Consider the following 20,443-nt stretch of genomic DNA (forward strand, 5'->3'; position numbering starts at 1 on the left):
CCGGTACCGAGTGTGGCAGAGCACGCGGCCGGACGGCAACTCGTTCTCCGATTAACGACCACCGGCGACGACCCGCCACCGCACCGTCGCCGCGTTGCCCGCCCGGTCCGCGAGGGACAGCCGCACGCGGACGTCCCCCGGGGGCACCGCCGCGGGCGGGAGGACGATGGTGCTCGACGTCACCGCGGCGCGTGCGGTGACGTCCCGTCCGGCGACCCGGAGCGTGACCGACGCCGGGTCGACGCCGGTGCCGCCGTCATCGTCCACGAACCGCGCGACGAGGGCGCCGTTGAGGCGTCCGCCGCCGAGGGGCTCGCGCCCCACGACGCGCGGCGCGCGGTCGGGCGGCGGGCCCGACGACGCGGGGCGCAGGGGCAGCGGACGGCCCGCGAACGCGAGCGCCGCCTGGCTGGTGGCCCACACGGAGGGCGGCGCCGGGACGTCCGAGTTGCGCACGCCGCCGTCGGCCCCCTGGAGGCGCGCGAGCAGGGCGAGCGGGCCGCCGGACCGGTTCCACGGGGGCCGGCTCGACCGCTCGCCCAGCGCCCGGATGGCGAGGGTCACCCACGCCGTCGTCAGGGCGGTGCTGTCGCCGCCGACGACGGTCGGGAACCCCCCGTCGGGGTTCTGGGCCCGCAGCAGGAACGCCCGGGCCCGCGCCAGCGACGGGGCGGTCGCGGCGGGGCGTCCCGCCGCGACGAGCGCCTGCACGGCGTCGGCGGTGGTGATCGGGGCGGAGTCCGCGACGTCCCCGAGCGTCGACCACCCCCCGTCGGGGCGCTGGGCCCGCTCGAGGGCCCGGCAGGCGCGGGCGACGGCGGGCGATCCGGGCGCGAACCCGGCGGCGGTGAGGGCGAGCACGCCCCAGGCGGTCGTGGACGCGTCGCCGCCGATGCTCCCGTCGCCGCGCTGGGCGGCGAGCACCTGGCGGAGCAGGTTGCGCCCGCCCACCGCACGCGGGTCCCCGCCGACGGCGACGGCCGCGACGGCCCGCCGGGCGGCCTCGCCGGTGGCGAGGGGGCCGGACGGCGCGAGCAGCGCGTCGCGGAGCGATGGCCCACCGGACCGCCACGCGTCGGCGCGCTCCCCGGCGGCGGCGACGGCGAGGGCCGCCCAGCCCGTCACGAACGGGTCGGTGCCGGACACGGAGGCGAACCCGCCGCCCGCCGGGTCCTGCCGCGCGCTCAGGTGGTCGAGGGCCCGCGCAAGGGGGCCGGCGGCGGCGGTCGCCGGCACGCCGAGCACCACGCAGGCGGCCACGACGGCGGCGGGGAGCGACCGCCCCGGGCGGCGGCGCCCCGTGGGACGGGTCGACATCGGCGTCAGGTCTACCGGCGCCCCACGGCCGCGGCAACTGGTCGGTCGACGGGGTGGGCGCCACCCGAAGGCCGCAAGCCTCACGGAGGTTGTAGCCTCGGTGCATGGCCTCACCCCCCGGAGACGGTCCGCGCCGGCGCTCGCCGTTCGCGCGCGCGTTCTCCGACCGCGACGGCAACCTCCGCACGGGGCTCCTCCTCTCCCTCACGGCCGCCGCGGTCGCGGTGCTGGCGATCGGGATGTTCGCGTCGCTGCTCGCCGCGGGCGCCGGCAGCCCCGCGACCCTCGCGGCATGGGTGACGGCGGCGTTCATCTTCGTGAAGCTGCCGTTCCTCGCCGTGGTGTGGTGGATCCTGTCCCGCCGGCGCGACCCCCCGGGGGGCGGCGGCTGGACGGGTGGCGAGACCGACGAGATCCTGGCCTACCTCGAGACCCAGGCCCGCGACAGCGTGGGACGGCCGGACGCCGCCGCCCGGCTCGCGTACTTCGCCCGTGAGGCGTGGTTCGTGGCGGACACCGCCGACGACGCCCACACCCCGGCCGCCGTCGACACCGCGGTCATGATCGAGGCGATGGCGACCGAGGCGGGCGCCCCGGTCGACCGGTCGCCGGCGCGCGGGAGGGTGGAGCCGGGCACCGCCTGACGCGGCGGGCGCCGGTGCGTCGCCCCGCGGCCCGGCGGGTATCACCGCGGTCCCGCCGTCCGTCACAGGAGGCCCGCCATGGGCACCACGCCACCCCCCGAAGGCCCGCTCGACGACATCGACCCCGAGGACCTGCCGGTGGAGCCGCCCCTCGAGCTGGAGGAGCTCGACGACCTGGTCGACCGCACCATCGGCGACGCCCGGTCCGACGACCCCCTCGACCCCGCGCGGATCGCCGCGGAGGACGCCGGCGGCGGCGTCGCCGAGGGCTTCGAGCAGTCCGAGGCCCAGCTCATCGCGAACGCGACCGGCTTCGACGGCGGCGGCACCGAGCGCATCCTCGAGGACGCGTTCCCGGCCGAGGCGGAGCCCGACGAGGCCGTCTACGGCGAGGCCGACGAGGAGGACGTCTCGGAGGACGAGTAACGCCCCGTCTCGCATGACGAGAGGCCTCCGCCGCGTCCGCGCCCATGCGTTGACAGCCGTCGGCACGTGGGCGTAGACCGGACTCCCCCGTCCCCTCCGGACGGGGGAACGTGAAGGAGGCATCGGATGGCCCGGAAGATGGCGGACTGCCGTCGCTTCGAGAGCGATTCGGACTGCACGCTGACCATCATCGGCGACGAGGAGGAGGTCGTCCGCACCGCGGCCGAGCACGCCTCCTCGGTGCACGGTCACCACGACACGCCCGATCTGCGGGAACAGATCCGGGCGATGCTCGAGGACGAGGGCGCGTACGTGCCCGGCACGCGCGTGGCGGAGCCCTTCCCGGGCTGACGTCCGCGACCCGCGTCGCACCGGGGCCGCGTCGCGGCCGCCGGGAGCGGGGAGCGGCCCCCTCATGACCGCGGTGGGCGCCCGGGGCTCGGGCGCCCACCCCTCCTCTCGCCGCCCGCCGCCGGGAGGCGTACCATCGACGGTGGGAGCGTCTTCGCTGCGCGGCCGCCGAGGCGGGCCGCCCACCGCGGCCGGTCACGACGGCGGCCGGGAGGCCCGGGCCCATCCAGTCCATGCTGGACTTCAGCAGGCGCGAGTGGTCGGTGCTCGCGCCGCTCGCCACGGCGGGCTTCTTCGAGGTCTACGACGTCGCGCTGCTCACCCTCGCCGCGCCCCGCATCGCCCAGGGCCTCGGCGTCTCGATCGCGGCGTTCGGCATCGGCGTCGCGATCATCCGGCTCGCGACCCTCGGGAGCCTCCCGCTGCTGCGGCTCGCGGACCGCTTCGGCCGCCGGACCATGCTCATCGCCTCCCTCGCGCTCTTCACCCTCCTGACGGGCGCGACCGCGCTCGCATGGGGCCTCGTCGCGTTCGTCGTGCTGCAGAGCGGTGCCCGCGTCTTCCTCGCCTCGGAGGCGGCGCTCGCGAACCTCGTCGTCGCCGAGGAGCTCCGGCCCGACCGGCGCGGGACCGGCATCGCGACCCTCGGGATCATCTCGGGGCTGGGGTACGGCGCCGTCGCGGGGCTGCTGCTCGTCGTCCCCCTCACCCCCCTCGACTGGCGCCTCTTCTACGTGGTGGCGCTCGCCCCCCTCGCGGTCGCCGCGGTGCTGCGGCGCCGGCTGCCGGAGACCCGCTGCTTCGAGGTGGCGCGGGAGGAGTCCCGGGTGCAGACCTCGCTGTGGCCGCGGATCGCCCCGGACCTCCGCCGGCGGTTGTGGCGCGTCGTCGCCGTCGTCGGCGCGTTCGGCGCCGTCCAGACGAGCGGGTTCTTCTACGCCTCGGAGCTGGCGCAGACCGAGTACGGCTGGAACGGGGTCTTCACGGCGCTGATCCTCGCGGCCGCGGTCTTCGGGGTCCTGGGCTTCTGGCTGGGCGGGCGGATCGGGGACGTCGTCGGGCGCCGGCCGATGATCGCCCTCGCGATCGTGATGGGCGCCGCCGGGACGGTGCTGGTGTTCACGGAGGTCCGGGGCCTCTTCGCGCCGGGGTTCTTCCTGCTGGCGGCGGCGGGGTCGTGCTTCATCGCGTCGTCGGTGGCCTACATCGCGGAGCTGTTCCCCACCGAGGTCCGCGCGACGACGACGGCGTTCGTGCTGGCGTGCCAGGTCGCCGCCGGCTCGGTCGGCCTCGCCGTCCTCGGCGCCCTGTCGGGCGTGGTGGGCAGCTCGCTGCTCATGGTCGTCCTCGGCGCATGCCTCGCCCCGGCGGTGCTCTGCCTGCGGGGACTGCCGGAGACGGCGGGACGCGACCTCCTCCACGCGGCCCCCGCGGAGCCGCCGGTCGCCTCCGACGGCGGCGCGGGCGCGGCCGGCCCGGAGCCGCTCACGGCGCCGTGACGGGCGGGTGACGGCGGCCTGACGGCGGCGACCCAGACTCCCATGCGTCCACACCGACCGGGAGGGGTCCCCTGCACATCGTCATCGTCACGTTCCGCCTGCAGGGCATCACGCACGAGGAGTTCACGGGGTTCACGACGGGCGTCGCGCCCGCGTTCGCCGACGTCCCCGGCCTGGTGGCGAAGGTCTGGCTCGCGGACGCCCACACCGGCGCCTACGGCGGCGTCCACCTCTTCGAGGACGCCGACGCGGCGGTCGCCTACCTGCGGTCGGACCTCTTCGACCAGGCGGTGACGACGAACCCGCTGTTCACGGAGGTCGCGGTGCGGCGGGCGGCGGTGGTCGACGCGGCCACCGCGATCACCACGCCGGGACTCGCGGTCCCCGTCGGCTAGAGGAGGGCGGCGACGGCGAGCGCGACGCCGACCCAGAACGCGATGCACCCGCCGAAGGCGACGGCCCACACGGCGATCCTCGGCCAGTCGAGCCGGAGGGACGGCAGCGTGCGGGGTGCGGCCGCGGGGCGGGCGGTCGCGGCATACGGGGCCATGCCGGGGATACTGGCCCTCCGCGGCCCCCGTGTGAACGGAGGTTTCCGGAGGTTCGTCCACATCCGCACGAACACCGGATCGCCTGAATCCGCGATACCGGGGCCCGGGGTGCCTCAGGGCGGGCTCCACCCCTCGAGGGGCGCCCGGGCCTCGTCGTGGAGGGCGGGTCCGTCCCAGCGGGTCGCGGGTGGGTCGCCGGGTGGGCGGACGGCGTCGTGCTGCCCGGTGGAGAGCGCGTACACGACCCGCCCGAGGCCGGCGTAGCCGATGGCGGTGGCGCACATCGCGCACGGCCGGCAGCTCGTGTACATCGTGGTGCCGCGCACGACCCCGGGTGCCAGCTCGCGCGCAGCCCAGCGGGCGAGCACGAGCTCGGGGTGGGCGGTCACGTCGCGCGCGGTGACGGTGCGGTTGCGGTCCTCGGCGAGGACGCGCCCGTCGGGTCCGACGAGGAGCGCCCCGTAGGGCTCGTCACCGGCGGCACGGGCCTCGTGCGCGAGGGCGATCGCCCGGCGCAGGTGCGCCACGTCGGTCTCCCCGATCCCTCCCGCCCCGCCCATCGCCCGACTCTACGAGACGGCGTCCTGATCGTCCCGTCCGGGCGATGGCGCCGGCCGTGCGGGCGGGCATAGGGTCGGACTCCGAGAGCGCGACTCCACCGCAGGGGGAACCCATGTACGCGACCATCCGGATCTACGCGGACGCCGAGGGCCTGGCGGACGCGGTCGCCGAGCACCGGGAGGAGATCATCGGCCTCTTCATGCAGATCGAGGGCTTCCGGAGCTACCACATCGTGAAGACCGGCCCCGTCAGCGCGACCTCCGTCACGGTCTGCGACGACCGGGCCGGCGCGGAGGCCTCGAACCAGATCGCCCGGGACTACATCGCCGCGAATCTCGCGGACCTGACGATCGGTGCGCCCGAGGTGCACGTCGGCGAGGTGGCGATGTCCTCCTGACCACGGCCTACGGAACGGCCCGGACCGGTCCCCGGGCCGGGCGGACGAGGGGGACGACGATGCCGCTCTACCTGTCGCAGTTCAGCTACACGCCCGAGACCTGGGCCCGGCTGATCGAGAACCCGGAGGACCGCGCGGCGGCCGCCCGGTCGTACATCGAGTCGGTCGGCGGGACCCTCCACGGGTTCTGGTACGGGTTCGGCACCCACGACGGCCACACGCTGTGGGAGGCGCCGGACGACGTCTCCATGGCCGCGGTCGCCCTGGCGATCGGCGCGGGAGGTGCGGTCCACTCGTTCGAGACGACGGTGCTGCTGACGGTCGACGAGACGCTCGACGCCCTCCGCCGGGCCGGGGAGATCCGCTACCGCCCACCGGGGACCGCGTAGCGCGGCCGGCGCCCCCTGGCCGGGCCCGCCGGTTGACAGGGGCGCGGCGCCGCGCGCATCCTCCGGGCATGCAGAAGTGGGAGTACCTCGTCGTCCCCCTGCAGGAGGCCGGTGGACTCAGGAAGTCCGGCGACATGACGCCCGACCGCCTCAACGAGCTCGGTTCGGAGGGGTGGGAGGCGGTCGGACTGACGCTGAAGAAGGGCGATCTGGTCGCGTGGCCGGTCGTCCTGCTCAAGCGCCCCGTCGACTGAGGGCGGTGACGCCCGGCCGGGCGCGCGCCGGCCTGGGGCACGAACGGCCGTAGTACCCCGCAGCCGGCCTCCGGGCGCGCGCGAATGGCGGACGGCCCCACGCGGTGATGTGGTGGCCGCATGCCCGGTCCCCTCGTCGGAGGCGGCGACCCGGGTCGTCGTCGATCGGTCGGGCGGGGCTCCGAGCTCCCGGCGCATCCAATGCGTCCCCCACGAGCTGAAGGAGGTCCCCATGAACAGGCTCGTCCTCGCCGGCGTCGTGATCGCCGGCGTCGCGATCGCCGCGAGGCGCTTCGCGCCGCGGCTCCCCGAGGTGGACATCGGCAGGGCCATCGCGGCGATGCCCGACAGCGCGCCGCCCAAGTGGGTGTTCAACAACGTCACCGCGATCCGCGAGAACACCGAGCGCATCCTGGAGATCCTGGAGGGACGCGCGGCGTCGCCCGGGGGCGAGCCCCCCGGGGCCGGGCCCTCGTCCCCCGTGTGAGCCGGCCGGGTCGGCGGCGCGCCCCTGATGAGCGGCCGGCGAGCCGATCCGGGGCCGGGTCGACAGTGCGCTTCTCGACACCTCGCCGCATGCGGGGGGATCTTGCAGACGGGGGGCGGGAGCGACGTCGCGCCCTCCCGCGGTGCGTTCGACCACCGGGTCACTCCCTGAGAGGACCCCGTCCCCACCGGCGACCCCGCACGGGGGACGGGGCGCCGGGGGGCGGGGCACGCGCACGACTCCGTCTACCTGGCCGGGCCGGCCGTCACCCCGCCGATGCTCAGCATGAGGGCGAGCGAGTCGAAGTAGTGGTCCATGACGGCGATCCGCCCGTCCGCCATCGTCATCGCCATGCAGGCGGGCGTGGCGACGGGGCGGTTCGTCGGCGCGATCATCGACCCGTCGGGGGCCGGCATGGGCCCGACGTGGTGGGCGCGCCACACGACCTGCAGGGCGCACCGCTCCCCGCACGCCACCACGTCGACCAGCTCGCCGTGGTGCTCGGGCCCGAGGCCGTCCTTCCAGCCCCTGATGAGCTCGACGGCCGCGTCCGCCCCCGACGCGTCCCGGCCCGTGCCGTGCTCGCGGTAGACGAAGCCGTCCGCGAGCGTCGCGCGGAAGGCCTCCCAGTCGTTCTCGTTGAAGGCCCGGAGCATCTCCCGGGCGACTGCCTCAGAGTCCATTGCGATGACCTCCCGCCGTGTGTGCCGTGCTCCATCCATACGGCCTGCCACCCGACGACGTCATCGGAGGCGATCCGACCGTCTCCTGCGGTTCGTCCGCAGCGGCCGCGGCGTCGATGCCGAGTCGTCGGGTCGCGTCCCTGCCGTCCCACGCATGCGTCGGGCGGCCCGGGGACGACGACGGTCCCCCACGCGAACGGGCCGATGGCCACACCGCCCACCGGCGTCCCCCACCCCCCACCGACCCCGCCACGGCGCCGGCGATGGCAGCCGGGAACCGGGGGGAGCGCCGCCGCCGCGACCGAGACGTCCGCGTGCCGCGCGAGCCCGCTCGGCCTAGCGGTTCAGCAGCTCCGTGAACCGCGCGGCATTCCGCAGCGCGTAGTCGCGTGCGTTGTTGTTGAACTGCAACGCGACGTCCGCAGCCATGCGGCTTTCCGGCGCGTGGACAACGTCTTGGACAACCGCTTGGACAAGACACTCGGTCGCGCTCTCTGCTTCATCTGGACTTCCGCGCGCATCAACCGGGCCAACAGCGACCCTGAACCGACTTGCTTGGCGATGCCCGTATGGGATTGGGTGGCCAGGACCCGAAGCGGAGGGCACGATGGGTTCGCTAAGACTCGCCGACCTGCCAACAGACGAGAGTGCGCGCCTTTCTGCTGGCGTCATAATCAAGACGAAGCAGCTCGTGTTGGACCACATGACGTCTCACGCGATCGCGGCCAATAGCCCGGTTCGGAGTGAGCGTCGCGCCGCCAAGAAGGCGTCCAAGCACGAGTTGTCGGAGTTGCTCGACACGCTCAAGGCACTCGGACTTGGCGAAGGGGAGGCAAGAGAGCTGGCGCTTGGGGCCTACCGCGATGCTTCGGCGGGGCGGCCCCCCATCAGCGATCTGGTCAGCCTCGAAGCGGTTGCCGAAGACGCTTGGTCGCGAATCATCGACACGCTGGACTCGGGTGGCTACATCCATCGTGCCGATGCGATCGCCTTCATGAGGAGTCACGAAGCTGGCCGAACGGCGAGCCCCTCGGCAGGCGCGTGACGGTCCGTGGGCATATTCCGACGCAAGCCCCCTAAGCCGCCTTGGCACCAGTGGGTTGCTCAGGCCAAGGGACAGCAGACCACCGCCTCCAACCTCATCGAGGAAAACGCCGCGCATCCCAGTGTTCGCAGGGCCTCGGAAGAGGGAAAGCTCGCCAAGGCCATGACCCGTCTGGACTTCGCAGCGAAGTCCTTGCACGGGGCCTACCGCGCTGGCGCGTCCTGCGAAGAGATCGCGCGCGAATGGCTGGGCGACGACGACCCAGGAAGCGTCGAGCGAGTGCGGGCCGTTCTCGAAGACGGTGCTGCCCTCCGGCAGGGGTACGCCGACGCCTTGCCTGACATGGCCCTGCCCGACACAGGCTGGCACGAGAGCGCCCTCTCCTAACTTCGCTGCGCCGCCCGCCAGGCGTCCATCCGGTCCCCGGCGGACGGGAGTAGGTGGTGGCCTGAGCGTTCACGAGGGCCCCCGGCCCCCCACCGTGATCCGATCACAGCTTCGGCAGAAGGGCGGCCACCTCTATCTCGGCGCCGAAGAGGAGGTCTCGGAATTCCTCTCGCGTCGGCGGGGGGCGACCTCCGAAAGCATCGAGGGGGAGCACCACAGCATTCAGCGCGGACACCAGCGCCTCACACGCGGGGAGATCAAGGCTCCCCTTGAAGTGGAGGGCTTGCTCCAGGTCCGCCTTCTGCGTCCATATCTCCTCGCATCTGAGCGGCTTATCGGCGGGTTTCGGGTACCGGCTCGGCACGACCGGCACGACCAATGCGGGACCTCGGGAAAGACGTTCCAGGGGCTCCTGGATCCTGCGGAGGCGATCGAGGCGATCAAGGTCAGACAGGCTCCTGGCCGTCGTCTGGAGATCGTCGAGAGCCGACTTCGCGTCGGCGAGAACCTCATGGAGTTGACGGCTGTCTTCAGTCGCTGCGACCGCCACGAAGATGGCCCAGACCCCGAGGAGCGTTCCGATGATCGCAAGCGCATAGCTCACCCCTGAACCGCGCCAGAGCCCGAAGGAGAAGGCGACGGCCAGTACGGTCGGGACGATGAGGAACGCGGCCGCCTCCCAGGTCTTCTGATCGAACCTGCGCCAGGAGTAGGGAGGGGGCCGCTCGCTCACTCCTGCGGAGCGTAACGGCGCCGGGGGACGCCTTCGCTCACAGCCCCGCCGCAGCTCGCACCAGCTCGTCCCGCACTCGCGCCAGCACGGCTAGGCGCTCGGGGTCGTCACCGGCTGCGTCGATGTCCCTGGCCAGGTCGTCGCGCATGGCGACCAGCCGCTCCGGGTTGGCGCGCAGGTCCGCACGGATGGCGGCCAGCTCCTCCCGCCCTGCCATGAGGCCGTCGCCGAGGGCGGCCCACGGCCCCGCGTGGACGGTGTCGCGGGCAGTCAGGTAGTCGGTGCAGGCGGCGGCCACGCTCGCGCCGTGCACGGCCTCGATCGCGGGGGTCAGGTCGTGCGGGTCGCCGCAGCCCGCGATGGTGCGGGTCGGTCGTGCTCGGTCATCACATCCTCCTCATTGGTGGTCCGGGCACAGGTCGGCGCGGCCGAGCCTTGGCCGTGCGGCACGGCGCGCCAAAGACGGCTCGTCCGCCGAAACAGACCCGCACGGCGGCCATTCAGTCCACCGCGCTGGACAACGCCCTGGACAAATCCTGGTCCGGAATGCCCCGATTTGCCGACTCTTGCGTCCCGCGGGAAACCGGGACCGCGGCGATCTCCTAGCCCGAGATCCCTTTCCCTGATTGAGAAAGCAGCTCCGAGAACCGCGACGCGTTCCGCAGCGCGTAGTCGCGCGCGTTGTTGTTGAAGACGACGGCGACCTCCTGGGCGCGTTCGGCCATGTCGAGGACGGGTCCGACCCACTCCTCCATCTCGTCGTCCGTGTAGACGTGGTCGAATCGCTCGGCGACGCTGCGGCCCGTGTTCCACGTCGCCGCGTTGCGGCCGTGGAGGCGGAGGTACGCGAGGGCGGGGCTCGTGACCTCGACGATCGGTGGCATCAGGTTCTTCGCGTCGCTCCGGGGGGCGTCAACGCACACCCACGCCGCGTCGCGCTCGCCGAGCATCTCGGCGGTGGCACGCCGCTCCTCCGGCTCCGCCCACGACCGGTGCCGGAACTCGACGGCGGTGCGCGCCGGCTTCAAGCGGTCCACGATCCGGGCGATCTCCCGCCGCTGGGCGTCGCCCGCCACCACGTACGGCGGCAACTGCAGGAGGATCGCGCCGAGCTTGTCGCCGAGGGGACCGCACGCCTCCAGCAGCGAGTCGATGACGGCGTCCCGCAGCTCGCGGCTCGGCTTGCGGATCCGTCCCCGCCGGTCCGGCTCGTACGGCAGGTCCCGCAGCGGCGGCGGCAGCCGGCCCGGCTCCGACGGGTGGCCCGAGATCACCTGGTGGGCCTTCACGTGGAAGCGGAAGCCGTCCGGTGTCCGGTCCGCCCACGCCTCCGTCGTCGGGACGGTCGGCAGCGCGTAGAAGCTCGCGTTCACCTCGACCATCGGGAAGCGCTCCGCGTAGTACCGGAGCCTCCCCTCCGCGTCGTCCTTCACGCCGGCCGGGTACCAGCCCGCCTTGATGAACTCGGGGTCGGTCCAGGAGGCCGTCCCCACGCGTACGCCGCTCGCCATTCCCGGCATTGGATCACGCCGTGACGCTCCCGGCGACCACCCTGTTGCGTCCCCCCTCCTTCGCCGCGTAGAGCGCGCGGTCGGCCGCCTCGATCAACAGCTCCGGCGAGCAGCCGCCGGTCGTCACGGCGACGCCGACGCTGACGCTCACCGCCCGGTCGCCGACCGGCGTCGCCGCGATCGCCGCCCGCAGCCGCTCCGCCGCGAGCAGGGCGCTCGCCTCGTCCGCCCCCGGCATGATCACCGCCATCTCCTCGCCCCCGTACCGCGCCGGCACGTCCACCGCGCGGCACGTGCCGCGCAACGTCGCCGCCACGGCGGCGATCGCGTCGTCGCCGGCCTGGTGGCCGAACGTGTCGTTGAACGACTTGAAGAAGTCGATGTCGAGCAGGCACAGGCCGAGCGAGCCGCCGTTGCGCGCCACCTCCGCCACCCGCCGCTCCAGCTCCACGTCGAACGCCCGCCGGTTCGCGATCCCCGTCAGGCCGTCGGTGAGGCTCAGGCGCTCCGCATCGTCCACGAGCCGTGCCCTCCAGAGGGCGCTGCCGAGGCTCGCCGTGAGGGTCTCGAGGGCGCGGACGTCGCGCAGCAGGCGCACGCGGTGCCCCCCGCCCGTCCGGCGGCCCGCGGCGCGGCGCCGGCACTCGATGCGACCCGCCGGCGCCCCCGCCACCACCACCGGGACCACCACGACGCCCTCGTCCCCCTCCCGGCCGACCCGCACGTCGCCGGGACCGGGACCCCGGACGACCGTCACCCGCCAGCCGGGCATCAGCTCCGCCCCCGCCGCGCGCGCCACGTCGGTCATGTCCGCCGCCGTCGGCGCGGCCAGCAGGGCCAGGGCCGCCTCGTGGAGCACGCCGAGGCGGACCGCCCGCAGGCGCAGCTCCCGCTCCCCCGTCGCGGCCCCCGCCACCGCCGCCACCAGCACCCCCCAGAAGAGGGTCAGCCGCCCCAGCGACGCCGCGCTCCACAGGTGGCCGTCGTCGGTCCAGACGAGCGTCAGGAAGCCCAGCGACGCGAGCACGCCGCCCTTCACCCCCGTGCGCGCCGAGTACCCGAGGGCCGCCCACAACGCCGTCACCAGGAACAGGCCGACCACCGGCGACCGCGACCCCCCCGCCGCGGCCGCGAGGGCGGTCACCCACAGCGCGTCGACGACCAGACCCACGTCGACCGCGACGCGCAGGCGCCGCGGCCACCGGGCGGGCACGAACCACAGGAGCGCGTGCAGCAGCACGAAGACCACGCAGGCCGCGGCCATCGCCCACCGGTCGCGGGCGAGGGCGCCCGCCGGCGCCGCCACCGTGGCGACGCCCACCACGACGGCCGCCCCGAGACGGCCCGCGAGAACGCCCGAGTGGCGGGCCTCCAGCTGGAACCAGGGACGACGGGACCGCTCGCCGGCGAGCGCGTCCATCAGAAGTCGATCATCGTGTCGTCGGGTGTCCCGCGGCCGCGCCACGCGAGCTTCTGGCCGCCGTCGATGAACCGCTGCAGCAGCGCGTAGGCCGCCGCGGCGATCACCAGCAGCAGCGGGAACGCGACGGTCCACGCCACCCGCTCCGGGTCGGCCAGCAGGCGCCCGAGGGCCGCGAGCGGTCCGCCGCGACCGTCGTCGTCGCGGGGGGCCGGGCCGGCGGCCGCCCCCCCACCCCCGCCCGCCTGCGCGGGCGCACCACCCGGTGACGCCGCGGCGGGCCGCGGGGCCCCGTCGCCGCCGCGGCCCCCGCGGGTGGGGCCGGGTCGCCGATGCCGCCCCCGAGGACCGGTCCGCCCGGGGCCACGGCGTCGCCGGGCGCCCCCGGGGTGCCGGCGGCGGGGGTCGGCGGGGCCGGGGGCGTGGGCTCGCCGGGCGCGGCGGGGCCCGCGGGCACGGCGACCACGTCGACCCGCGCCACGGCGTCCGGCGCGCCGTCGCGGTGGGCGACGGCGACGAGGCGGTGCGGCCCCGGCGCCGGGGTCCACGGGCCCGCGAGCTCCGCGGTCGTCCCGCTCCACGTCGGCGTGCCGTCGACCGCCATCGCGACCCCGTCGGCGTCGACCGTCTCGACCCGGACCACGATCTCGTCGCCCGCCACGAGGCGCGCCCCGTCGCGGGGCGCGACGATCCGCACCGTCGGGGCGGCGTCGTTCACGACGCGCACCTCGACACGGGTGGCGAGCGCCGGGGCCGGGGCGGCGGAGAGCAGGGCCACGACGGCCCCCGCGCTCACGAGGCGGAGAGCGTGATGTCGCATCGGTAGACGCCGGAGAGCGCCGTGACGGGGATCGTGAGGGACAGGGACGGGTTCTCGCGGAAGGTGCCGATGCCGGCCCCCGGCGACGCGCCCATCAGGACGATCGGCGTCGAGGTGTGGAAGGTCCCCCCGGCCCCCGCCCACACCCCCGTCATGTCCGACCCGTCGGGGGTCGTCGGGGCGGCCGGGGTGGCGGTGAACGCGTCCGCCGGGAGCATCTGCGCGGGCGCGCCGTCGAGGACCCACCGGGTCGCCGTCGCCCGCAGCTCCCACCCGGACGCGGCGCCGCCACCGTCGACGACCTCGACGGTCCCCAGGGGACCCGAGCTCACCGCCGGCGCGAGGGGGTCGATGGCGACGGGCGGGAGGGTGACGGAGGTCGGGCCCGACACCGACGCGCCGCCGGTCGCGACGACCCGCAGGTACTCCACCGAGAGGACGTCGGCGGTCGCGTCGGCCCCCGTCCCCGTCGCCGCGAACCTCACGCGGACGGTGCCGCCGTTCCGCTGGGCGGCGGTCAGGCCGAGCGAGGCCGTGGCGTACGACGCGCCGGACACCGTCGTCCACGGCGTCCACGTCGTCCCGTCCCAGACCTGGGCGGTGAACGACTCCCCGCTCGTGCGCGCCCGCATCTCGAGGGTGTGGGTCGTGCCCGCCGGGACCGACGTCACCCGCAGCTCGCCGTCGGCGTGCGACGCCCTCGGGGTGACGTCGAGGGTGACGTCGTCGTAGTTGACGCCGAGCCCGCCGACGAGGCTGAGGACGGAGCTGAACGACGAGTCGATCCGCAGGTGGTAGGTGTGGCCCGACACGATGTCGGACGGCCCGACCGTCGCCGAGGTCACCGTGCCCCACGGCGTGTCCGCCGATGCGCTGCCCGACACCAGGACCTTCGTGCCGGGGGCGGTCTCGTCGACGAGCACGACCTGCCACGTCGTCGTGACCACCCCCACCAGGCCGTTCGCGTCGACCATGCGGTCCATCGAGAACGCGACCGCCGCGGGGGTGCCCCCGGACCACGTGAACGAGGGGCTCGTCCACGTGCTGCCGCACGCCGCGAGCAGCCCCGCCAGGTTGAGGAGGGTGGCGTAGGTCGTGCGGATCGACCCCGCCGGGCTGCCGGTGCCCGCGTCGTGGGCGCTCGACGCCGAGCAGAGCACGGCGCTGGTGTCCGCGGGCGTCCACCCCGCGGCGTTCGTCGCGAAGGTGCGGTTCGACGGGTACGAGGTCGCCGCGACGCCGCCGGCGTCGGTCTCGGTGAGGGTGGCGGCGGCGTCGGCGTCCGACGCGCTCCCCGCCCCCGCCAGCCCGGCCCACGTGCCGGGAGGAGTCCCCGCCGACTGGGATGCGTAGGTGGTGGAGGTGCCGTAGCCGAGGGCGGTGCCGCACGCGACCGCCAGAACGACCAGCACCGCCGCGCACGCGGCGGTCACACGGCGCCTCACGGCGTCCCCTCCACGGCGACGGCGACCTCGACCGACGACTCGTAGCTGACCGACACGGCCGCGGCGGCGTCGCCCTCGGCGCGCGCGACGACCCGGCCGCGCAACGTCCCCGTCGCCCCCGGGGGCACGACGGCGCGGGCGGCGACGGGGACGCTCTGGCGGGCGGGGATCACGACCGCCGGGGGGACCTCGAGCCACCCCGGCTCGGCGGTGAGGGCGAGGGTCCTCTCCGCGTCGGATGCGTTCGCGAGGCGCAGCGCTACGGTCGCGGCGGCACCGGGCGGCGCGGTCGCGCGCGCGACCGCGTCGGCGCCGTCGGCGACCAGCGCGAACCCGCCCGACCGCGCGGGCGGCGCGACGGTCGCGGCGGCCCCCGCCGGCGGCGCCGCGGGGGCCGGGGGGTCGCCCCCGCAGCCGGCCAGGGCCACGGCGACGCACGCCGCGACGAGGGCGACGGGACGACGCGTCACGAGATCGTCGCCACGAGCACCGTGTCGTAGACGCCGCTCGCCGCGTCGCCCGGGACGGTGAGCGACACCTCGATCTCGACCTCCGTCAGGCCCGCGCCGGCGCCGGGGGGCGCGGCGAGGATCGCCCGCGGCGTGCCGAGCGCCCCGGGCGACCCGGGGACCGTCCCGAGCCCGCCCACGGGCACGCGCGTCGCCTCGACGACGAGCGGGGCGCCGATCGACCGCCCCCGCGCGTCGGCGGGCGGCGGCGCGGTGACGACGAGCGTCCACCCCGACGGCGGGCTGCGGGTGTCGGCCACCCGGAAGGGGCCCACGGGTCCGCGGACGGTGACGGGCTCCCCGCTCACCCGGGCGTCCGGCAGCTCCACGTCGCCGGGGGACCGGGCCGAGAGGCCGCCGCTGTGCACGTCGACCACGGCCTGCGCCCCCGACCCCGCGGGGACCGCCGGGACCAGGAGCGCGATGGCCACCAGCGCCGTGACGAGCACCGCGTCACCGTTCACGCCGCCTCCGGCTGCGGAACCCCGCTCCGACCACCGCGAGGAGGAGGACGCCGGTCGCAGCGGGCCGGATGGGGCTCACCGGCACGTCGGCGCGCCCCTGCGCCCCGGTGGCGTCGCCCATCCTCACCACCACCTCGTACCCCCCCGGCGTCCACGGGAGGGCGATGCGCATCGCCACCGGCCGGCGCTGCCCCGGCAGCACGGTGCCGAGGTCGACGGTGCGGCGGGCCCGGACCTCGCCGCCCCGCACCAGGTCGACCGTGCCCGTCAGGTCGTCGAAGCGGACGTTGCCGGCGTGGCGCACGGTGAACGCGACGTCCACGGCGTCGGGGAGGCCGAGGACGTCCCGGGCGCCGCCCCGCACCGTCAGGGTGGAGAGGTCGTCGACCACGACGGTCCCGTCGCGCTCACCGGCGACGGTCACGTAGACGCGCAGCCCGACGCGCTCCACGACCCGGACGGCGACACCGGCCCCGGCGGGTGCCCGCGCCGCCGACGCCGACTGCACCACCACCCCGCCGGCGTGGTCGCCGGGCTCGGCGTCGGCGGGCACCCGCACCGTGAAGCGGAGGGTGCGGCGCTCACCCGGCGCGAGGGTGACGCGGCGCGGCGGCAGCCCGATCCAGGCGCCGACGCCCGTCGGGGCGTCGCCCGATCCCGCGAGGGTGAAGACGCCGTCGGCGGTCGTGACGCCGTCGGCGGTGGCGACCTCGACCGTCTGGGGGGCGTCGGTCAGGTTCACGAGGACGGCGCCCGTCCGCGCCGACGCCCCGGGCTCCACCTCGAGCTCGACCCAGCTCTCGTCACCCGCGAGGGGGTGGACGCCGACGAGCGAGCCCGTGGCGCCCGTGGCCGTGCCCGCGAGGGAGAGCAGCACGAGCAGCGCGGCCGCGGCCGCCCACCGGATCACGAGATCGTGACGGTGATCGTCGTGGTGTAGGGGGCGCCGACGTACGAGGCGAGGGCCGTCGCCGGGATGGTGATCCCGAGGCTCGGGGTGAAGGTGTACGCCCCGCGGTGCGGCCCCGACGTCGACAGGAGGCTGACGTTGGTCTGCCCCGGTCCGCTCGGAGTGGTGAAGGCCGCGCCGGTCGCCGTGGCGATGCCGGACGCGGCGTCGGCGCCGGTGCCGGCCGTGACGGTCCCCGTCGTGATCGCGAGGGCGCTCGACGGGATCACGCGGTTCGGCGTCCCCGCCGAGACGAGGTCGGTCGCCGAGGCGACGACGCTCCAGGCGGCGCCGGTGCCGCGGGCGTCGGTCGCCGTCCACGGGCCGGCCGGGGTCGTGGTGAGCGTCTGGTCGACCCCGGTGAGCGCCGCGCTACGCGCCGCGAAGTCCGACGCCACGAGTGACAGCGAGCCGGCGGTCACCGTGACCTCGGCCCCCGACGTCGCGGCGTGGGCCGCCGGCGCGAGCACGGCCAGCGCGACCGCCCCCCCGCAGGCGACGACGCGCATCCGTGCGCGTGACCTGCTCCTGACCCGCTCCATGACCGCACTCCATCCATAGGTAAATACGTCTCACGGGTGGTATCGAATCATCAGAGCAGGACTTGAGGCTCCGTGGCCACGATGCCCGGTGTCGCGTGATGGCCCTAGACCCAGCCCTTCTCACGGGCGAGGAGGAGGGCCTGCGACTGGCCGGACACACCGAGCTTGCGGTACACGTGGTGCAGGTGGTTGTGGACCGTCGACGCGGAGCAGCCGAGCTCGTGGGCGACCTGCTTCGCCGCGGACCCGCGGGCGAGCAGCCGCAGCACCTGGACCTCGCGGTCCGTGAGGCCGGGGGGCCGGCGCGGGCCGTCGGTGTCGGGCGACGACATGAGCAGGGTCTCGAGGGCGTCCGGGGCGAGGCCGCACTCGGCCGCGGCGAGCGGCAGGCGGGCGATCGCCTCCTCGTCGCCGCCGGACGCGCGCACCGCGATGTCGGCGAGCCAGACGGGCCGCGCGACGGCCTCGGCCGGCGGCGCGGCGTCGTGGTGGCGCTCCATGGCGAGGCAGAGGTCCTCGGGGAGCCCCCACCGCCGGGCGATCCAGGCGGCCACGCGGGTGTGGTCCGTGCCGAACAGCTCGCGCTCGCGGGCGACCGAGGTGACGACCTCCTCCCCGACGTCCATCCCGCGGTCCTCGGCGATGGTCGCGAGGATCGGCTTGCCGAGGTCGTGCAGCAGGCCGGCGAGGTAGACCTGGGACGCGAGCGCCGCCGGGCCGAGCCGCGCCAGCGACTGGGCCATCACCGCCACCTCGCCGCAGTGCCGCAGCAGGTAGAGGCGCGGGTAGCCGTAGGCGGTGAGCGGCCCCTCGAGCAGGCGGTACGTCGTGGCGGCCAGGAGCAGCCCCCGCAGGGTCCGCTCGCCGATCCGCACGATGGCGCGCTCGATCGTGTCCACCGGCTCGCTGAAGAGGGCGGAGTTGCCGAGGCGCAGCACCTGGGCCGCCACCTCGGGGCTCTGCGACACCCGCGCGCCGATGAGGCGCACGGGGGCCGAGCCCTCGTCGAGCAGCTGCAGCACGCCGGCGACGACGGGCGAGGGGGCGGCCAGGCGGTCCGCCGCCTCCGCGACAGCCCGGGCCGTGACGCGGGGCGCCTCGGGCGCGGTGACGGTGTCGGGGGAGGTCGTGCTCACAGGGGGCTCCTTCAGCCAGCCGGTCGCGTGACGTCCGCCGCGCCCCTGCCGACCAGGGACCGCAGCGCCGCCACGACGACGGGATCGAACTCGTCGCCCGAGCGCCGCTCGAGCTCGTTCATGACATCGGCGGGACGCAGCGGGAATCGCGTCGGCCCCCCGTTCGAGAGACGGTCGAAGGCGTTCGCGACGGCGAGGATGCGGGCCTCGAGGGGGATCTCCTCACCGTGGAGTCCCGCCGGGTACCCCGTGCCGTCCATCCGCTCGTGGTGGTGCAGGACCCAGGGCCCGACCGTCTCGAGCCGGCTGCCCGCGAGCATCCGCTCCCCGATCTCGGGGTGGCGGCGCAGCTCCTGCTCCTCGTCCTCGGTGAGCTCGTGGTCGGGCACGACGATCTCGTCGCTGACGCCGATCTTGCCGACGTCGTGCAGCAACCCCGCGACGCGGACGTCCTCGGCCCGGTCGGGCGGCAGCCCGAGCTCCGCGGCGAGGAGGGCGCCGACGCGACCGACGTTCTCGGAGTGGTGGATCGTCGCCGGGTGCCGGGCGTCGATGGCGGCCGCGATCGACGCGACCGTCGTCAGCACGGCCTCGTCGTCGGTCTCGGCGCCGCGCTCCTCGCCGCGGAGGATCTCGGCGGTGTCGGCGGAGTAGAGGAACGTGCGGTCGCCGCCGTGGGCCCGGGCCCACGCGAGCGCGCTCATGGCGTTCTCGACCAGCGACTCGGGACGCCCCGCCTGCGTCGGGAAGCTCGCCACGCCGATCGACAGCGTGAAGCCGTCCTCGAGGCCCGCGACGCCGGGGAGGGAGGCGCGCAGGCGCTCACCGACGCGCAGGGCGTCGATCCCCTCGACCTCCGGCAGGATCGCCGCGAGCTCGTCGGGACCGAGGCGGCAGCCGACGTCCATCGCGCGGAGGCGGTCGGCGAGGTGGCCGGCGAGCGCCTCGACGGCGGCCTCCGCGGCGACCTCGCGCCCCTGGGCGCGCAGCTCCTCGAGTCCGTCGAGCGACAGGACCGCGATGCTCACCGGGACGCCCGCGCGGAGGGCGCGCTGGCACTCCTGGTCGAGGCGGCCGTGGAAGTAGCGGGAGTTGAAGAACCGGGTGAGCGGGTCGACCGCCCCGAGATCCCGGATCTCCTGCTGGAGGACGGACATCGTCAGCGACGCGGCGGCGTGCGCGGCGAGCTGGGCGAGGGCCTCCAGGTCGGGGACCCGCAGGGGGTCGTCGGAGACGCCGAACACGGCGAGGATGCCGAGCGACGCGCCCTCGCCGACGCCGACGAGCGCGACGCTGGCGAGGCCGCGGTCGCGGAGGGGGCCGTCGGCGAGGGGGCCGGTCCACCCGGCCCCGTCGAGGATCGCGGCGCGGCGGTCCGGCGGCACGAGCGCGGCCAGGTCCGCGGGCGACAGCGGCTCCATGCCGTCGTAGGCGGCGACCTCGGGGCTCGGGGAGCCGGCGGCGAGCAGGGCGGCCGCCGGCGCGTCGACCAGGGTCCGCGCCTCGGAGAGCACGCGGGCGACGGCCTCGCGGGGCTCCCGCGACCCGTGGACGGCGCTGGCGGCGGCGCCGAGGCGGCGTGCGCGCTCGCGCTCGTCGGCCTGCTCGCGCTGCAGGGACAGGTGCTCCAGGCCACGGGCGCAGACGGCGGCGACGAGCCGGAGGGCGGCCTCGGCCTCGGCCTCGTCGGCGGCGCCCCAGATCTCCACGTGCCCGATGAGTCCGTCCCGGCCGACGAGGTCGGCGCGGACGGTCCCGCCCTCGGACCCGTCGCCCTCACGGGCGAGGACGGCCCCGGAGGGGTGCGCGACGATGCGGCCACCGCGTGCGCCGGTCGCGGCGAGGGCCGCGTCGAGGGCGGCCGGGGCCACCCGCTCGGGCCGCCGCTCGGCGGACATGCGCTCGATGATCTCGGCCAGCCGC

28 protein-coding genes are annotated in these 20,443 nt (G+C 75.7%); 11 read left to right on the forward strand and 17 right to left on the reverse strand.

Annotated features, from left to right (window positions below):
• Nucleotides 1-51 precede the first annotated feature (51 nt).
• On the reverse strand, nt 52-1,317 hold the full coding sequence (locus tag IU369_RS11010) for a prenyltransferase/squalene oxidase repeat-containing protein (RefSeq protein ID WP_217921030.1): 1,266 nt from the start codon (nt 1,315-1,317) through the stop codon (nt 52-54).
• A 104-nt stretch (nt 1,318-1,421) separates the two neighbouring features.
• Here IU369_RS11010 and IU369_RS11015 point away from each other — a divergent pair, with 104 nt between their 5' ends.
• From IU369_RS11015 to IU369_RS11035, 5 genes are all read left to right on the forward strand, one after another.
• On the forward strand, nt 1,422-1,961 hold the full coding sequence (locus tag IU369_RS11015) for a hypothetical protein (protein ID WP_217921031.1): 540 nt from the start codon (nt 1,422-1,424) through the stop codon (nt 1,959-1,961).
• Between the two features lie 78 nt (nt 1,962-2,039).
• Nucleotides 2,040-2,387: a hypothetical protein gene (locus IU369_RS11020; RefSeq protein ID WP_217921032.1), complete on the forward strand. Its 348-nt coding sequence runs from the start codon at nt 2,040-2,042 to the stop codon at nt 2,385-2,387.
• A 126-nt stretch (nt 2,388-2,513) separates the two neighbouring features.
• On the forward strand, nt 2,514-2,738 hold the full coding sequence (locus tag IU369_RS11025) for a DUF1059 domain-containing protein (RefSeq protein ID WP_217921033.1): 225 nt from the start codon (nt 2,514-2,516) through the stop codon (nt 2,736-2,738).
• A gap of 233 nt (nt 2,739-2,971) precedes the next feature.
• Nucleotides 2,972-4,237: an MFS transporter gene (locus IU369_RS11030; protein ID WP_217921034.1), complete on the forward strand. Its 1,266-nt coding sequence runs from the start codon at nt 2,972-2,974 to the stop codon at nt 4,235-4,237.
• An 83-nt stretch (nt 4,238-4,320) separates the two neighbouring features.
• Nucleotides 4,321-4,632, forward strand: a complete 312-nt coding sequence (locus tag IU369_RS11035; RefSeq protein ID WP_281426240.1) for a YdhR family protein — start codon at nt 4,321-4,323, stop codon at nt 4,630-4,632.
• On the opposite strand, the gene IU369_RS11040 is transcribed toward IU369_RS11035, so the two are convergent.
• Together IU369_RS11040 and IU369_RS11045 are read right to left on the reverse strand one after the other, a co-directional pair.
• Nucleotides 4,629-4,787, reverse strand: a complete 159-nt coding sequence (locus tag IU369_RS11040; protein WP_217921035.1) for a hypothetical protein — start codon at nt 4,785-4,787, stop codon at nt 4,629-4,631. The genes IU369_RS11035 and IU369_RS11040 overlap by 4 nt on opposite strands.
• Before the next feature lie 114 nt (nt 4,788-4,901).
• The gene (locus IU369_RS11045; RefSeq protein ID WP_217921036.1) at nt 4,902-5,348 is read right to left on the reverse strand and encodes a nucleoside deaminase; all 447 of its coding nucleotides are present in this window, start codon (nt 5,346-5,348) and stop codon (nt 4,902-4,904) included.
• Between the two features lie 113 nt (nt 5,349-5,461).
• Here IU369_RS11045 and IU369_RS11050 point away from each other — a divergent pair, with 113 nt between their 5' ends.
• From IU369_RS11050 to IU369_RS11065, 4 genes are all read left to right on the forward strand, one after another.
• On the forward strand, nt 5,462-5,746 hold the full coding sequence (locus IU369_RS11050) for a hypothetical protein (protein ID WP_217921037.1): 285 nt from the start codon (nt 5,462-5,464) through the stop codon (nt 5,744-5,746).
• Between the two features lie 59 nt (nt 5,747-5,805).
• Entirely contained in the window at nt 5,806-6,135 is a 330-nt protein-coding gene (locus IU369_RS11055; protein ID WP_217921038.1) for a GYD domain-containing protein, read from the forward strand.
• A 68-nt stretch (nt 6,136-6,203) separates the two neighbouring features.
• Nucleotides 6,204-6,389: a DUF4177 domain-containing protein gene (locus IU369_RS11060; RefSeq protein ID WP_217921039.1), complete on the forward strand. Its 186-nt coding sequence runs from the start codon at nt 6,204-6,206 to the stop codon at nt 6,387-6,389.
• Nucleotides 6,390-6,621: 232 nt separating this feature from the next.
• On the forward strand, nt 6,622-6,876 hold the full coding sequence (locus tag IU369_RS11065; RefSeq protein WP_217921040.1) for a hypothetical protein: 255 nt from the start codon (nt 6,622-6,624) through the stop codon (nt 6,874-6,876).
• A gap of 245 nt (nt 6,877-7,121) precedes the next feature.
• Here the strand turns inward: IU369_RS11065 and IU369_RS11070 are convergent, their stop codons facing one another.
• Nucleotides 7,122-7,559, reverse strand: a complete 438-nt coding sequence (locus IU369_RS11070; RefSeq protein WP_217921041.1) for an ester cyclase — start codon at nt 7,557-7,559, stop codon at nt 7,122-7,124.
• 694 nt (nt 7,560-8,253) lie between these two features.
• On the opposite strand from IU369_RS11070, the gene IU369_RS11075 reads away from it, so the two are divergent.
• The gene (locus IU369_RS11075) at nt 8,254-8,604 is read left to right on the forward strand and encodes a hypothetical protein (protein ID WP_217921042.1); all 351 of its coding nucleotides are present in this window, start codon (nt 8,254-8,256) and stop codon (nt 8,602-8,604) included.
• Between the two features lie 6 nt (nt 8,605-8,610).
• Entirely contained in the window at nt 8,611-8,991 is a 381-nt protein-coding gene (locus tag IU369_RS11080) for a hypothetical protein (RefSeq protein WP_217921043.1), read from the forward strand.
• Nucleotides 8,992-9,094: 103 nt separating this feature from the next.
• Here IU369_RS11080 and IU369_RS11085 read toward each other — a convergent pair whose 3' ends face one another.
• The 13 genes from IU369_RS11085 to IU369_RS11145 form a co-directional block, all read right to left on the reverse strand.
• A complete protein-coding gene (locus tag IU369_RS11085) occupies nt 9,095-9,724 on the reverse strand; it encodes a hypothetical protein (protein ID WP_217921044.1) in 630 nt (209 codons plus the stop codon).
• 37 nt (nt 9,725-9,761) lie between these two features.
• Nucleotides 9,762-10,037 carry a hypothetical protein gene (locus IU369_RS11090; protein ID WP_217921045.1) on the reverse strand — a complete coding sequence of 92 codons (276 nt, stop codon included), beginning with the start codon at nt 10,035-10,037 and terminating at the stop codon, nt 9,762-9,764.
• A 289-nt stretch (nt 10,038-10,326) separates the two neighbouring features.
• Nucleotides 10,327-11,235: a DUF72 domain-containing protein gene (locus tag IU369_RS11095; protein ID WP_217921046.1), complete on the reverse strand. Its 909-nt coding sequence runs from the start codon at nt 11,233-11,235 to the stop codon at nt 10,327-10,329.
• Nucleotides 11,236-11,248: 13 nt separating this feature from the next.
• Nucleotides 11,249-12,655: a GGDEF domain-containing protein gene (locus IU369_RS11100; protein WP_217921047.1), complete on the reverse strand. Its 1,407-nt coding sequence runs from the start codon at nt 12,653-12,655 to the stop codon at nt 11,249-11,251.
• Nucleotides 12,655-12,795, reverse strand: a complete 141-nt coding sequence (locus IU369_RS11105; RefSeq protein ID WP_217921048.1) for a hypothetical protein — start codon at nt 12,793-12,795, stop codon at nt 12,655-12,657. The genes IU369_RS11100 and IU369_RS11105 overlap by 1 nt, the downstream gene beginning before the upstream one ends.
• Nucleotides 12,759-13,451, reverse strand: a complete 693-nt coding sequence (locus IU369_RS11110; protein WP_217921049.1) for an Ig-like domain-containing protein — start codon at nt 13,449-13,451, stop codon at nt 12,759-12,761. Before IU369_RS11110 ends, IU369_RS11105 begins: the two co-directional genes overlap by 37 nt.
• On the reverse strand, nt 13,448-14,920 hold the full coding sequence (locus tag IU369_RS11115; protein ID WP_217921050.1) for a hypothetical protein: 1,473 nt from the start codon (nt 14,918-14,920) through the stop codon (nt 13,448-13,450). Before IU369_RS11115 ends, IU369_RS11110 begins: the two co-directional genes overlap by 4 nt.
• Nucleotides 14,917-15,390, reverse strand: a complete 474-nt coding sequence (locus tag IU369_RS11120; protein ID WP_217921051.1) for a hypothetical protein — start codon at nt 15,388-15,390, stop codon at nt 14,917-14,919. The genes IU369_RS11115 and IU369_RS11120 overlap by 4 nt, the downstream gene beginning before the upstream one ends.
• Nucleotides 15,387-15,893, reverse strand: a complete 507-nt coding sequence (locus IU369_RS11125; RefSeq protein WP_217921052.1) for a hypothetical protein — start codon at nt 15,891-15,893, stop codon at nt 15,387-15,389. Before IU369_RS11125 ends, IU369_RS11120 begins: the two co-directional genes overlap by 4 nt.
• On the reverse strand, nt 15,883-16,803 hold the full coding sequence (locus IU369_RS11130; RefSeq protein ID WP_217921053.1) for a WxL protein peptidoglycan domain-containing protein: 921 nt from the start codon (nt 16,801-16,803) through the stop codon (nt 15,883-15,885). The genes IU369_RS11125 and IU369_RS11130 overlap by 11 nt, the downstream gene beginning before the upstream one ends.
• The gene (locus tag IU369_RS11135; RefSeq protein WP_217921054.1) at nt 16,800-17,351 is read right to left on the reverse strand and encodes a hypothetical protein; all 552 of its coding nucleotides are present in this window, start codon (nt 17,349-17,351) and stop codon (nt 16,800-16,802) included. Before IU369_RS11135 ends, IU369_RS11130 begins: the two co-directional genes overlap by 4 nt.
• A 137-nt stretch (nt 17,352-17,488) precedes the next feature.
• Nucleotides 17,489-18,520: an HDOD domain-containing protein gene (locus IU369_RS11140; protein WP_217921055.1), complete on the reverse strand. Its 1,032-nt coding sequence runs from the start codon at nt 18,518-18,520 to the stop codon at nt 17,489-17,491.
• A gap of 11 nt (nt 18,521-18,531) precedes the next feature.
• A complete protein-coding gene (locus tag IU369_RS11145; RefSeq protein ID WP_217921056.1) occupies nt 18,532-20,418 on the reverse strand; it encodes an HD domain-containing phosphohydrolase in 1,887 nt (628 codons plus the stop codon).
• Nucleotides 20,419-20,443: the final 25 nt, after the last annotated feature.

This window comes from Miltoncostaea oceani (genome assembly GCF_018141545.1).
Classification (GTDB): domain Bacteria; phylum Actinomycetota; class Thermoleophilia; order Miltoncostaeales; family Miltoncostaeaceae; genus Miltoncostaea; species Miltoncostaea oceani.

What these genes read in the sequence shown, in the direction of transcription:
- IU369_RS11025 (WP_217921033.1), top strand. Translation starts at nt 2,514, where the DNA reads ATGGCCCGGAAGATGGCGGACTGCCGTCGCTTCGAGAGCGATTCGGAC.
- IU369_RS11060 (WP_217921039.1), top strand. Translation starts at nt 6,204, where the DNA reads ATGCAGAAGTGGGAGTACCTCGTCGTCCCCCTGCAGGAGGCCGGTGGA.
- IU369_RS11020 (WP_217921032.1), top strand. Translation starts at nt 2,040, where the DNA reads ATGGGCACCACGCCACCCCCCGAAGGCCCGCTCGACGACATCGACCCC.
- IU369_RS11100 (WP_217921047.1), bottom strand. Translation starts at nt 12,655, where the DNA reads ATGGACGCGCTCGCCGGCGAGCGGTCCCGTCGTCCCTGGTTCCAGCTG.
- IU369_RS11040 (WP_217921035.1), bottom strand. Translation starts at nt 4,787, where the DNA reads ATGGCCCCGTATGCCGCGACCGCCCGCCCCGCGGCCGCACCCCGCACG.
- IU369_RS11015 (WP_217921031.1), top strand. Translation starts at nt 1,422, where the DNA reads ATGGCCTCACCCCCCGGAGACGGTCCGCGCCGGCGCTCGCCGTTCGCG.
- IU369_RS11070 (WP_217921041.1), bottom strand. Translation starts at nt 7,559, where the DNA reads ATGGACTCTGAGGCAGTCGCCCGGGAGATGCTCCGGGCCTTCAACGAG.
- IU369_RS11050 (WP_217921037.1), top strand. Translation starts at nt 5,462, where the DNA reads ATGTACGCGACCATCCGGATCTACGCGGACGCCGAGGGCCTGGCGGAC.
- IU369_RS11095 (WP_217921046.1), bottom strand. Translation starts at nt 11,235, where the DNA reads ATGGCGAGCGGCGTACGCGTGGGGACGGCCTCCTGGACCGACCCCGAG.
- IU369_RS11145 (WP_217921056.1), bottom strand. Translation starts at nt 20,418, where the DNA reads ATGTCCGCCGAGCGGCGGCCCGAGCGGGTGGCCCCGGCCGCCCTCGAC.
- IU369_RS11135 (WP_217921054.1), bottom strand. Translation starts at nt 17,351, where the DNA reads ATGCGCGTCGTCGCCTGCGGGGGGGCGGTCGCGCTGGCCGTGCTCGCG.
- IU369_RS11010 (WP_217921030.1), bottom strand. Translation starts at nt 1,317, where the DNA reads ATGTCGACCCGTCCCACGGGGCGCCGCCGCCCGGGGCGGTCGCTCCCC.
- IU369_RS11045 (WP_217921036.1), bottom strand. Translation starts at nt 5,348, where the DNA reads ATGGGCGGGGCGGGAGGGATCGGGGAGACCGACGTGGCGCACCTGCGC.
- IU369_RS11055 (WP_217921038.1), top strand. Translation starts at nt 5,806, where the DNA reads ATGCCGCTCTACCTGTCGCAGTTCAGCTACACGCCCGAGACCTGGGCC.
- IU369_RS11030 (WP_217921034.1), top strand. Translation starts at nt 2,972, where the DNA reads ATGCTGGACTTCAGCAGGCGCGAGTGGTCGGTGCTCGCGCCGCTCGCC.
- IU369_RS11065 (WP_217921040.1), top strand. Translation starts at nt 6,622, where the DNA reads ATGAACAGGCTCGTCCTCGCCGGCGTCGTGATCGCCGGCGTCGCGATC.